The organism is Achromobacter agilis (genome assembly GCF_900496965.1).
GTDB classification, from domain to species: Bacteria; Pseudomonadota; Gammaproteobacteria; order Burkholderiales; family Burkholderiaceae_B; genus Achromobacter; species Achromobacter agilis.
The window spans coordinates 60,691-72,829 of record NZ_UFQB01000007.1; the positions used below are offsets into that span (position 1 = coordinate 60,691).

Annotated in this window: 10 protein-coding genes; 3 read left to right on the forward strand and 7 right to left on the reverse strand. The window is 65.6% G+C overall.

The window, feature by feature from the left end:
• The first annotated feature begins 128 nt into the window (after positions 1-128).
• Positions 129-947 carry a metallophosphoesterase gene (locus AGI3411_RS10665; protein WP_129527344.1) on the forward strand — a complete coding sequence of 273 codons (819 nt, stop codon included), beginning with the start codon at positions 129-131 and terminating at the stop codon, positions 945-947.
• Here AGI3411_RS10665 and AGI3411_RS10670 read toward each other — a convergent pair.
• From AGI3411_RS10670 to AGI3411_RS10680, 3 genes are all read right to left on the reverse strand, one after another.
• Complete coding sequence (locus AGI3411_RS10670; RefSeq protein ID WP_244240327.1) at positions 937-3,051, reverse strand: TonB-dependent siderophore receptor; 2,115 nt, start codon at positions 3,049-3,051, stop codon at positions 937-939. The two genes, AGI3411_RS10665 and AGI3411_RS10670, sit on opposite strands and share 11 nt — an antisense overlap.
• Positions 3,052-3,236: 185 nt before the next feature.
• Positions 3,237-3,668: a YciI family protein gene (locus AGI3411_RS10675; protein ID WP_129527346.1), complete on the reverse strand. Its 432-nt coding sequence runs from the start codon at positions 3,666-3,668 to the stop codon at positions 3,237-3,239.
• Positions 3,669-4,016: 348 nt separating this feature from the next.
• On the reverse strand, positions 4,017-5,066 hold the full coding sequence (locus AGI3411_RS10680; protein WP_129527347.1) for an NADP(H)-dependent aldo-keto reductase: 1,050 nt from the start codon (positions 5,064-5,066) through the stop codon (positions 4,017-4,019).
• Positions 5,067-5,187: 121 nt separating this feature from the next.
• Here AGI3411_RS10680 and AGI3411_RS10685 point away from each other — a divergent pair, with 121 nt between their 5' ends.
• The gene (locus tag AGI3411_RS10685; protein WP_244240314.1) at positions 5,188-6,000 is read left to right on the forward strand and encodes a bestrophin-like domain; all 813 of its coding nucleotides are present in this window, start codon (positions 5,188-5,190) and stop codon (positions 5,998-6,000) included.
• A 42-nt stretch (positions 6,001-6,042) separates the two neighbouring features.
• Here AGI3411_RS10685 and fhuE read toward each other — a convergent pair whose 3' ends face one another.
• The 3 genes from fhuE to AGI3411_RS10700 all read right to left on the reverse strand — a co-directional run bounded on the left by fhuE (position 6,043) and on the right by AGI3411_RS10700 (position 10,051).
• Positions 6,043-8,223, reverse strand: a complete 2,181-nt coding sequence (gene fhuE / locus AGI3411_RS10690) for a ferric-rhodotorulic acid/ferric-coprogen receptor FhuE (RefSeq protein WP_129527348.1) — start codon at positions 8,221-8,223, stop codon at positions 6,043-6,045.
• 206 nt (positions 8,224-8,429) lie between these two features.
• On the reverse strand, positions 8,430-9,056 hold the full coding sequence (locus AGI3411_RS10695) for a response regulator (protein WP_062682641.1): 627 nt from the start codon (positions 9,054-9,056) through the stop codon (positions 8,430-8,432).
• A gap of 17 nt (positions 9,057-9,073) precedes the next feature.
• Positions 9,074-10,051 carry a Bug family tripartite tricarboxylate transporter substrate binding protein gene (locus AGI3411_RS10700; protein ID WP_129527349.1) on the reverse strand — a complete coding sequence of 326 codons (978 nt, stop codon included), beginning with the start codon at positions 10,049-10,051 and terminating at the stop codon, positions 9,074-9,076.
• Positions 10,052-10,203: 152 nt separating this feature from the next.
• On the opposite strand from AGI3411_RS10700, the gene AGI3411_RS10705 reads away from it, so the two are divergent.
• Positions 10,204-11,328, forward strand: a complete 1,125-nt coding sequence (locus AGI3411_RS10705) for a PAS domain-containing sensor histidine kinase (RefSeq protein WP_129527350.1) — start codon at positions 10,204-10,206, stop codon at positions 11,326-11,328.
• Positions 11,329-11,340: 12 nt separating this feature from the next.
• Here the strand turns inward: AGI3411_RS10705 and AGI3411_RS10710 are convergent, their stop codons facing one another.
• On the reverse strand, positions 11,341-12,129 hold the full coding sequence (locus AGI3411_RS10710) for a crotonase/enoyl-CoA hydratase family protein (protein WP_129527351.1): 789 nt from the start codon (positions 12,127-12,129) through the stop codon (positions 11,341-11,343).
• Between the last annotated feature and the right edge of the window lie 10 nt (positions 12,130-12,139).

Below are 12,139 nucleotides of genomic sequence, written 5' to 3' on the forward strand. Positions count from 1 at the left end.
TCCTCCAGTCTGTCTTTGCGGTCCGGGCGCCCGCGCCAGCATTGTCCCGGTCGATCCGGGAAAGTGTCTCATGGAAAGGCAGGGTCCCGCAGGGGTGGCGATGGCCGCAGTCGCCTAAGATTGCACGTATGAAAATCCAATTGCTCTCTGACCTGCATCTCGAAACCGATCCCACGTTCCTGGCCCGGCCCGCGCCCGGCGCCGAACTGCTGGTGCTGGCCGGGGACATCGGCTCGTACCGGCGGGGGTCCCGGCTGGAAGGAACGGACTTCGGCCTGGGCAGCTATTCGCCGCGCAACGGCTGGCCCACGCCCGTGGTGTACGTGCCGGGCAATCACGAATACGACAACCTGGACTTCGACGAGACGCACGACCGCCTGCGCGAACTGTGCCGCGAGCTGGACATTCTTTGGCTGGAACGCGAAACGCTCGTCATCGGCGGCATGCGCCTGGCCGGCACCACGCTCTGGACGGATTTCGACGCGCTCGCCGCCGACGGCGATGCCCTGGGCGAGGTGCTGAAGAAGCGCGCCAAGGCGTTTCGCGCGGCGGACTTCTATCTGGAAAAAGCGGAGATGCGCCGCCATGGCGCCCCCTTCATGGCCGAGCAGATGCGGGAGCAGGGGCTGGCCTGCCAGCAATGGCTGGAGGCCGCCCTGCACGAGCCGTTCGACGGCCCCACGGTAGCGATCACCCACTTCGCGCCCACCCTGGCCAGCGCGGATCCCCGCTATGGCGTAACCGCCGGCACCGCGGGGTTCTGCAATGCGCTCGACCGCCTGCTGCCCCTGGCCGACTACTGGCTGCACGGCCACCTGCATTGTCCGCAGGACTATATGAAGGACGGCTGCCGGGTGCTTGCCAACCCGCTGGGCTACGCCAAGAAGGGCGAGCAGCAGGACTTCACGCCCGACCGGGTGTGGGACCTGGCCCCCCCTAGAACTTGAGGCTGGCGCTCAGGCTATAGGTGCGCGGATCGCCGGCCTTCACGTAATCCGACGACTGGTACAGCCAATAGCGCTTGTCCGCCAGGTTGTTGATACCGGCGCGGAAGGTGGTCTCGTAACCGTAGATCCGCGTGTCGTACGTGGCGCCGATGTTGACGATGGCGTAGTCCGCTACCTCCACCTTGTTGGACGCGCCCAGCATGGTGCTGCCGGTGTACTTCACGTCGGCGCGCAGCTTCAGGCCGGGCAGTTGCGGCACCGCGTAGGCGACCTGCGCCGCGGCGACGAACTTGGGCGCGCCCGCGACGCGGTTGCCCGTGAAGTTCGACCCCTTTTTATATTCGGTGTCCAGGAACATCAGGCTGCCGCCCACGTTCCAGTTCGTGGCGATGCGGGTGGACGCCCCCAACTCCAGGCCCTGGTAGATCGATTTTCCGTCCTGCACCAGCTCGTTGGCCGCGTTGGCGTATTCCGCTTTCTTCTCGATCCGGAACAGCGCCGCGGTCGCCGCCCAACCGTCCTGGTTGGTCTTGATGCCCAGTTCGTACTGCTTACTCTTGAGCGGATCGAGCAGCTCGCCGAAGTTTGCATAGGTGTTGCCGACCGATGAGCCGGGCTCCAGCGATTCGATGTAGCTCGCATAGGCCATCGTCTGCGGCGTGATGTTGTACATCAGCGCCAGCGTCGGCGTGAGCACCCCGTTCTTGTCGTAGCTCGAGGCGCGCGCGCCGGTGGCGTCGAAGCCGACCTGTTCATAGTTGGTGTAGCGCAGGCCGCCCAGCACGGACCAGCCGCCGGTCAGGTCGATCGTGTCGCTCAGGAACAGCGCTTTCTGCGTGATCTCGGCCGCGCGGTACAGGTCCAGGCTGCCTTCGCTGTAGTAAGTATTGGTGTTCTGCGAACGCAGGTTGCCCGTGCCCTGCAACTGATAGACGCCGTTGGAGCTGTAGTCGTTCTTCTGCTTCTGCCACGACGCGCCCGCCACCACCTGGTGCTTCAGGGGGCCGGTGGCAAAGCGGCCTTCCACCATGCCCTGCCACTGGTTGTATGCATACGCTTCGCCGTAGTCCGAGCGGTAATCGTCATAGTCGCCGGCCTGGTTCTGCAGGAACAGCACCGACTCGTTGCGGCGCGTGCGCGTGGAGCTGTAGCTGTAGTCGGTGCGCACCGTCCAGTTGTCGGACAGCTGGTACTTCAGCCCGGTCGAATAGAAGCGGAACTTGTTGTCCGCGTACGGGCCCTCGCCCACCATCAGGCCATTGTCGTTGCGCACCGGCGACGGCAGCTCGGACCCCGCCATCATGCCCGCGTAAAGGGTCGGTTCCTGGCGGATCGCCTTGCGGTCCTGATAGATGGACTGGAAATCCCAGGTCAGCCTGTCGGTCAGGCGCGCGTCCAGCGCCAGCGACACCGAGTCCTGGTAGAGCGAGCCGCCGTTGTAGGTGTTGCCTTCGTCGTGCGTCGCATTGAGGCGGTAGCCGAACCGGCCCTCCTCGCCCACGCGGCCGCCCAGGTCCACGTGCTCGCGCAGCAGCCCCTTGGACACGTAGCCCAGTTCGATGGTCCGCACGGGTTCGTCGGTCGGCTTCTTGGTCACATAGTTGATCAGGCCGCCGGGCGAACCGAAGCCGTACATGAAGCCCGACGCCCCCTTGAGCAGATCGATCTGCTCGAAATGCTCATAAGGCAGGGTCGTGACATAGCTCAGGAACGGCTTGCCGTCGATCCGGTAGGAGTTCTGCCAGTCCAGGGGCAGGCCGCGCACGCTGAGATAGCTCGCCCACGCGCCGTAGGACGCGCTGTTGTCGGTCACCGACGCGTCCAGGGCGAACACGTCGCCCAACTTGTTGACCTGCCGCTCCTCGATATCCGCCGCCGTCACGACGGTGGTGGAAAACGGCGTCTCCAGCTGGCTGCGGTTGCCCAGCGCGCCGGTGTTCACCGGCGCCGACAGGTGTTCGAGCGTATCGTCCACCGCCGTCGCGTTGACGGTCACGGCGGGAAGCTGGGCCACGCCCTGCGAATCCGGGGCCGGGCCGGCGGACGCCGGCGTGGATTGGGCATGCGCGCCAGCGGAATGGACGATGCCCAGGGTCAGGGCAATTGCGCAAGGCGCGACTGAGAACCGTGCTTGCTTGCGCGCACGGCACTTCCTGGTGGAAGCGAAACGGACCACGTTGAATTCTCCAGAGCGGGAGGGAAAGAATATTCTAATAAATAGGACTGATTCGCAATTATATTATCAATCGCGAAAATTCCCTGCCCCGCCCGGGCCCGTGGTCCGCCGTGTCACTGCGACCGCTTATTCTCCAGCTGCTCGCGCAGCCGTTCCTCCTGTTCGCGCAGCTCCGGGGTAAAGGCTTCGCCGAAGTCCGCGGCCTCGTAGAACTGCCGGATCTCTATTTCGGAGTCGCCCGGCATGGGGTTGGGGCAGCGCTTGACCCAGGAGATCGCCTCCTCCAGGGACGCGCACTCCCAGATCCAGAAGCCGGCCACCAATTCCTTGGTTTCCGCGAACGGCCCGTCGATCACCTGCCTTCCCGTGCCCGAAAAACGCACGCGCACGCCTTTCGAACTGGGGTGCAGGCCCTCGCCTCCCAGCATGACTCCCGCCTTCACCAGTTCCTCGTTGAACCGGCCCATATCGGCCAGCAGCTGTTCGGTGGGCATGAGGCCCGCTTCGCTGTCCGCCGTCGCCTTGACTAGCACCATGAATCGCATGTCGATCTCCCAAGTGGTTGTCGGAACATTCTCGCTCCTGGAAGACGACGAACGCCACGGCGCCGAATCGACAGCGGCGATGAAAAAGAGTGTGACCGTCTCGGTGTCTGACACCCGTACGGGACGATCCGGGATTTGCGCCGGTGCCCGCCGGGTGTCTGACACCGAAGCGCGGTGCTCTTTTGCTGGTGTCAGACACCCGGGAAGGTCTGTTTCAGCCCGGCGCATCGTCTCGTATGGGTGTCAGACACTGGCACTTGGGCTCTCCCCGCCACGGGTGTCAGACACTGGCACTTGGGCTCTCCTCGCCACGGGTGTCAGACACTGGACTTGGCCTCTCGCCGCCCCTCAGGGCGCCGGATTCGGCTGGCGGGCGTGGATCCGGTCGACCGCCTCCAGCACCTCGGCCGGCAGCGTGACGTCCACGCTGTCGATGTTTTCCTTGAGCTGTTCCAGCGTGGTGGCGCCGATCAGATTGCTGGTCACGAAGGGACGCTGGTTTACCCAGGCGAGGGCCAGGTGGGTCGGCGACAGGCCGTGCTCGCGCGCCAGTTCGACGTACTCGTGCGTGGCGGCCTCGGCCTGCGGATTGCTGTAGCGGGTAAAACGCGTGTACAGCGTCAGGCGGGCGCCGGCGGGACGCGCGCCGTCCAGGTACTTGCCGCAAAGCATGCCCATCGCCAGCGGGGAGTACGCCAGCAAGCCCACGTCTTCTTGGTGGGTGAATTCCGACAGGCCGATTTCGAAGACCCGGTTCAGCAGGCTGTATGCGTTCTGGATCGAGGCGATGCGCGGCAGGCCCTTGGTCTCGGCGTGGCGCAGGAACTGCCCGACGCCCCAGGGCGTTTCGTTCGACACGCCGACGTGACGCACCTTGCCCGCGCGCACGAAGTCCTGCAGGACTTCCAGCGTTTCTTCGATCGGCACGGTGTATTCGTCCTTCACCCAGGGATAGGACAGCTTGCCGAAGGTGGCGGTGCTGCGGTCCGGCCAATGCAGCTGGTAAAGGTCCAGGTAGTCGGTCTGCAGGCGCTTCAGGCTGGCGTCCAGGGCGGCGGTCAGGTTCTTGCGGTCCAGGAAGGTCTTGCCGTCACGGATGTGGCCGGGCCGCTTGGCGTCGCGCACCGGGCCGGCCACCTTGCTGGCCAGCACGATGTCGTGGCGCCGCTTGCTGCGCGCCAGCCAGGTGCCGATATAGGTCTCGGTCAGGCCCTGGGTTTCGGGCTTGGGCGGCACCGGGTACATCTCGGCGGCATCGACCAGGTTGACGCCGCGCTCGAGGGCGTAATCCAGCTGCTGGTGCGCCTGGGCTTCGGTATTCTGCTCGCCCCAGGTCATGGTGCCCAGCCCGATCAGGCTGACATCCAGGTCGGTGCGGCCGAGTTTGCGGTATTTCAAGTTCTGCTCCGTGCGGAATCGCTTACAAGGGAGGCAACACCTTACTCCAAGATTCCTGTCTCGCGCCTTGCAGACCCCGGGTAAAGCCGCCCTTGCCCGCCCTGCTCGAATCGGCATACGCTTGACACCCGATCGACTCCGGGAAACCAACGTGCTGCGGGAAATCGACGAGACTTACATTTTTTTCATCTGCGTCGTCGTCTTCCTGGCGATCATCGAACTCAGCTTCCGCCTCGGGCGCAAGCTGCGCAGGGCATCCGACGAAACCGCCAAGAGCCACATCGGCGCGCTGCAGTCCGCCCTGCTCGGGCTCCTGGCACTGCTGCTGGGGTTCACCTTCGCGATGTCGGTCACGCGTTTCGAGGCGCGCAAGAACCTGGTGCTGGAAGAAGCCAACGCCATCGGCAACGCCTACTGGCGGTCTCAACTGCTTCCTCCCGCCGCCCGCGATCCGATCGCCGCCCTGCTGCTGGAGTACGCGACAACGGCGCTGGACTTCCACGACGCCGACAACGACAGCGCACGGCTGTCCGCCGCCGGCGCCACCTCGCGGCGCATCGAACGCCAGATCCGCTCCACGACGGCAAGCGTCCTGGAATCCCCGCCGTCGATCTCCAGCGTCATGTTCATCCAGGCCATCAACGAGATGGCGCAGGTCAACGAGAAGCGCCGCGTCGCGCTCGAGAACCACGTGCCGGAGCCCGTGTTCTACCTGCTGTTCATCGTCACCTCGGGCGCGATGGCGTTCATCGCCTATGGAACGGGCCTGCAAAAGCGCAGGCGGCTCATTTCGACGGGCTTGTTCGCCACGCTGATCTCCCTGGTCCTGACCTTCATCCTGGACATCGACCAGCCGGCCACCGGCGTCATCATGGTCAGCCAGGACAGCATGCTGCGGATGAAGGCGACGCTGGAGCAGGAACAGGGGCGGTAGGCGCGGCGGCCTCGCCGCGCGCCGTTCCTGCCGCCCGCCCCGTCAGTACTGATAGCGCATCGTCAGCATCGCGCTGCGGCCCGCCCCCCAGGCGCCCTGGCTGTAGAACCCGATCTGGCTGTAGTACTTGCGGTCGAACAGGTTGTTGACGTTGAGCTGCGCGCTCAGGTTGCGGTTGAAGCGGTAGCGGGCCATCAGGTTGGTGATGGCATAGCTGCCCTGTCCGACGCGCTCGTCGCCGTTGGGGCCGCTGGCGATGGTGTACACGTGGCTTTGCCAGTTCACGCCGCCGCCCACGGTCAGGCGATTCCAGTCGCCCGGCAGTTGGTAGGTGGTGAACAGGCGCACCAGGCTGCGCGGCTGGTCGGTCTGGATGGCGTTGCCGTCGCCATCGCTCGCGGTCCAGTGCGACCAGCCGGCGGCCAGGTTCCAGCCCGGCATCACTTCACCCGAAACCTCCAGGTCGAAGCCGCGGCTGCGGGTGCCCTGCGCCGCGGTGTAGGCCTGGTTGATGGTGCCGGGCACCATATAACCGGGGTCCACCTGGGCCACGTTGTCCTGCTCGACCTGGAATACGGCCGCGCTGGCGTTCAGCCTGCCCTCCAGGAATTCTCCCTTGATGCCGGCTTCGTACGACTTTCCTTCCAGCGGGTCGAGCCAATTGCCGTTGCGGTCCTGGTAGCTCTGCGGGTTGAAGATCCCGGTGTAGCTGACGTAGACGGTGTAGTTGTCGCTGATGTCGTACAGCAGGCCGGCGTACGGAATGAATTTGTTCTTGTCGAAGGCCTGGCGGTCGCCGCCGCCGAAACCGACGGAATCCGTCTCCCAGGTGCTGTAGCGCCCGCCCACGATGAGCTTGAGCGGATCCGCGAGGTTCAGACGCAGCGCGCCGTACCAGCCGGTCTGCTTGGTGGTGTAGCGGGTGGCGGTAACGGACGTGTCGTTCCATTCGGGCTCGGGGTAGGCCCCGTTCCACTCCAGGAAGTTGCCCACCGACGCCGGGGAAATGGCCGAGCGGTAGTCGAAGTCGGCGTACTGGCGGTTGAAGCTCGCGCCCACCACGGCTTCGTGGCGGCGGCCGAACAGCGTGAACGGCCCTGAGGCCTTCACGTCCACGCTGTTCTGCTTGCGATCGCCCAGGTACCACGAAGGCGAAGCATTCATGCCCAGGCCGGTATTGCGGTCGGGCCAGCCGTACAGGTACAGCAGCTTCGCGTCCATCTCGTTCTTGGAATGCGAGCCCACCGCATGCACGGTCCAGCCGTTGTCGAAGCGGTGCTCCAGGCTGGCGAACGCGCCCTGCGTCGTGCTGGCCCACGACGACCAATCGGCGCCGGTGTTCAGCGAACGGGACCAGTCGGTGCGGCCGCCGTCCGCGTACCACAGCGGGAAGCCGCCCCAGCTGCTGCGCGTCGGATCGTTGTCCTGGTAATTGAAGCCCACGCTCAACGTGGTGCGCGACGTGATGTCGGCGTCCACTATCCCGTAGAAGATTTTCTTGCGGTTCTGGTAGCCGTCCAGGTAGGAATGGTTGTCCTGGTAGGCCGACACGATCCGGCCGCGCACGTTGCCGTTGGCGGTGAGCGGCGTGGACAGGTCCAGCGTCCCGCGATAGGTGTCCCAATTGCCGGCGCTGACGCTCATGTCGGCGGTGAACTCGCGGCTGATGGCATGCTTGCGCACCAGGTTGATGGAAGCCGAGGGGTTGCCGGTGCCGGACATCAGGCCGGTGGCGCCCCGCACGACTTCGACGCGGTCGTAGATGATGGGATCCAGCGCCGATTCGCCCGCGGCGTAGCCGGTGTCGAAACTCGTGGGGACGCCGTCATACATGTAATTGCTGACGCTGAAACCGCGCGAGTTGAAGGAGTAGCGCTCGCTGTCGTAGTTCTGCACCGAGATCCCGGGCGTGCTGGCCATCACGTCCACGAGCGAAAGCATGTTCTCGTCCTCCATGCGCTGGCGCGTGACCACCGTGACGGACTGCGGCGTCTCGCGCAGCGTCAGCGGCATGCCGGTGCTGGCGGCGGTGGCGCGCGGCGTGTAGGAGCCGGTTCCTTCCGTGGTCGTGCTATCCGTGTCTCCCAGCACCTGGACGGTGGGCAGCGTGGCGACACCCGCTTCCTGGGCGGCGGCTCCGCCGCAGGCCAGCGCCATCAGCACCAGGCAGGGAGTGCGCCGAAGCGCGAAAAGTTGGCGACGTGCCTTCCGATGGTCTTGCATTTGTGGCTTTCCCCTAGACAAAGTTTCAAATCGGTGGGTATTTTAATGCAAATGATTCTCATATGTTTTTAATATTCCTGTCAGCGTTGTGACCGAAACACCTCCCTATTTCGAGGAAAAACGACGGCGCTCCCCGCCTGGCGTGCCTGCCCGGAGAACAAGGAATGCGGTGTCGGAGCCGAGCGCGACGGCGCGCCCGTTTTCGGTCAGTCGATCAGGCCGTGCCGGATGACGTACTGCACCAGTTCGGCGTTGCTGCCCGCCTTGAGCTTCTGCAGGATGCGCTGGCGATAGGTGCTGATGGTCTTGACGCTGACGATGAGCTGGGTGGCGATGTCGGTGAGGCGCATGCCCTGCACGATCAGCATCATGATCTGGTATTCGCGCGGGGAGAGCTTGTCGTGCAGCACTTCCCCGCGCGCGATGGCGGAGACCGCGTCGCCGGAGAGCTCGGCCGGGAAGTAGCGTCCGCCGGCCGCGGCCTGGCGGATGGACAGCACCAGGACCTTGGAGTCCATGTCCTTGGCCACGTAGCCGCTGGCGCCCACTTCGAAGGCGCGCAGGGCGTATTGCTCGGCGGGATACATGCTGAGCACGATGATGGGCAGCCGCGGCCATTCCGCGCGGATGGACGGCAGCACGTCCAGGCCGCTGCGCCCCCTCAGGTTGACGTCCAGCAAGACGACGTCGTAGCTGTTGGCGCGCAGCAGGCTCAGGGCCTCGGACGCATCGGCGGTCTCGCCCGTGACGCTGATATCGTCTTCCTCCGCGAGCAGCCGTTTCAGGCCGTCCCGGAAAATGGTGTGGTCATCGACTATCAGGACACGAATCATGGGAGCTGGCGGCGGCGCTATTGCCCGCCGCGGGGAACGTTGAGGGACGCGAGAATGCGGTTTTCCTTGTCGATGGATTCGCGCGCGAACTGCCGGTACGCGGTTCCATCCATGTACTGCTGTTCCATATCATAGTTCGCGAGCGCGTCCTGGAAGGGCTTTTGCGCCATGGCCTCCTTGAAGCCGTCGTGCAGGCGGCGGATGGCCTCGGGCGGCGTGCCCTTGGGCGCGGCGAGGCCCCAGGGCGAGGTCTGCACCATGTCGATGCCCACGTCGCGCAGGGTCGGCACGTCCGGGAAGCGCGGCACGCGCTTTTCGGTCCAGACCACCAGCAGCCGCATTTTCCCGGACGTCACATAGGGCACCCAGGACGACGCGTCGGCCACCGACATGATGTGCCCGCCCATGAGCGCCGGCAGCGCTTCCGCCACGCCCTTGTACGGCACGTTGGTGAGCTGCAGCCCCAGGCTGGCGGAAATCTGCTCCATCGTGAGGTGCTGCGTGGTCAGGCTGCCCACGGTGCCGTAGGTCATCTTGCCCGGGTTCTTGCGGGCATAGGCGACGTAGTCCTCGAAGGTCTTGATGGGCGAATCGGCCGCCACCACCAGGCCCCAGGTGAAGCCGGTGAGACGGATGATGTAGTCCAGGTCGGCGGCCGGGTCCCACTTGATGTTGGAGATGTAGGGCAGGCGGAAAACGCTGTGCGCGATCAGGCCGATGGTGTAGCCGTCGGGCGTGGCGTTCTGCAGCTGGTAGGCCGGCATGACGCCGCCCGCGCCCAGCTTGTTCTCGACGATGATGGGCTGGCCGAACACCGACGAGGCGCTCTCGGCCAGGGCGCGCACCACGATGTCCGTCACGCCGCCCGCCGAGAAGCCGACCATCACGCGGATGGGCTTTTCGGGAAAGCCCCCCACCGCGCGCACGCCGAACGGCAGGCCCAGCGCGGCCACCGACGCGGCGCCGCCAATTTTCATGAAAGAACGTCTATGCACAGTCTGTCTCCAAGTGCCCTGCTCCGTGCCCCTCGGATTGACACGCAACCTTGGGGTCCTTTAGTGTGTGGACAGTGTAAATAGAGGCTTGCCCATCGATCTGTCGGAATTAGCCGATTGTCCTGTCATCGTTTTCCTACGCCGCGCCTCTCATGCAAGAATTCCGCTGGCCGCTGAGCCGCGAAGACCCCAACTACCGCCTGCTGTTCGAAGGTTTGATCGAACAGTCCGTGGCCGGCATCTACCTGCTGCAGCACGACCACCTGATCTACGTGAACGAGGCGTTCGCGCGGCTTTGCGGCGTGCCCCGCGAGAAACTGATCGGCCGCCCGCTGGCCAGGGTGGCGCCGCCGCAGCAGCGCGACTCGCTGATGCGGCAATACGAGCGGCGCCTGGCCGGAAGCGACAAGGACTCCACCTTCACCGTGCATCTGCAATTGCCCGACGGGCAGGCGCGGGCCATCGAGATCCATGGCCGGCTGATCGATTTCCGCGGCCAGCCCGCGGTGATCGGCGTCGGCATCGACGCCACGCTGCGCCTGCAGCGGCAGGAGGAATTGCAGCAGTCGAAGGCGGCGCTGGCGGAGCTGGTCAGCCACATCGAATCGGTGCGCGAAGCCGAGCGGCAGCGCATCGCCATGGAGTTGCACGACGCCGTGGGCGGCATGCTGTCCGCCTTGAAGTTCGACATCTCCCGCCTGGCCCGCAACATCGGCAAGACGCTGCCCGGAGACGCCCACCGCGATCCCCGCGCCCACCTGGAACGGCAGGTGGCCGAATGCCTGGGGCTGGTGCAGGACACCATCGCCACGGTCCGGCAGATCTCCGAGGACCTGCATCCCAGCGCCTTGCCGCACCTGGGCTTGCCCGCGGCCATCGCCAATCATCTGCGGCAGTTCGAGGCGCGCTACGGCGTGGCCTGCCGCCATGAACCGGAAGCGGGCGAGCTGGGCCTGGACATGGACGCCATGGGCCACCTGTACCGCATCTTCCAGGAAAGCCTGACCAACGTGGCCAAGCACGCGCAGGCCAGCGAGGTCTGGGTGCGGCTGGGACGCGACGGCGATGAGGTGCTGCTGTCGGTGCGCGACAACGGCCAGGGCATGGCGGACAACGCCCAGCGCCCCGGCGCCTATGGATTGCTGGGGATGCGCGAACGGGCCCGCCGCATGGGCGGCACCCTGTCGGTGGAGCCGGCCGCCGGCGGCGGCACCCTGCTCACGGTCAGGATCCCGGCCCCCGGCCGCCCGAGCCCGGACGGCGCCGACGTCCCCTAGGGCCTGTTCACGTTAGCGGCCCTGGAAGCGGGCTTCGCGCCGCTCGATGAAGGACTGGATGCCTTCCTTGAAGTCTTCGGAGGCGAAGACTTTCTCCCGGATCTGCGGAATGCAGGCGATCGCGGCCTGCTCGCCGCCTTCCAGGTATTTCAGCGCGGCTTCCTTGGTGGCGCGGATGCCCAGCGGCGCGTTGCGGCAGATGCGGCGGGCCAGGTCCAGCGCCCGGTCCAGCTGCTGGCCGTAGGGCACGACTTCCTGCACGAAGCCCAGTTCCAACGCGCGCTGCGCGCCGAATTCCTCGCACAGGAACAGGTGGTACATGGCATTGCCCCAGCCCGTGCGGGTCAAGTAGCGGAAGTGCGCGCCGCCCAGCGGCGCGATGCCCCGGCGCGATTCCAGCTGGCCGAAACGCGCCGTGTCGGCGGCCACCACGATGTCGCAGGCCAGCATGATCTCGATGCCGATGGTGTACGTGATTCCCTGCACCACGGCGATCACCGGCTTGGTGGCGCGCCGCTTCAAGCCGAACGGGTCCACCCAGGCGTCCGGCCGCGGCCGGGCGGTGGCGGTCGGGCCGAAGAACTTCGGCATGTCCAGGCCCGCCGTGGTGTGCTCGCCTTCGGCGCACAGCACCGCCACCCACAGGCTGTCGTCCTCTTCGAAGCGCGTCAGGTGCTGGGCGAGCTGCTCCATCATCTCGGGCGAGAACGCGTTCTTCTTCGCCACGTTGTCGACCTTGATGACGCAGATGGCACCATCGCGCTCCATGCGCACTTCACCGGCCTTCTTGCTCTCTTCCATGTCTGTCTCC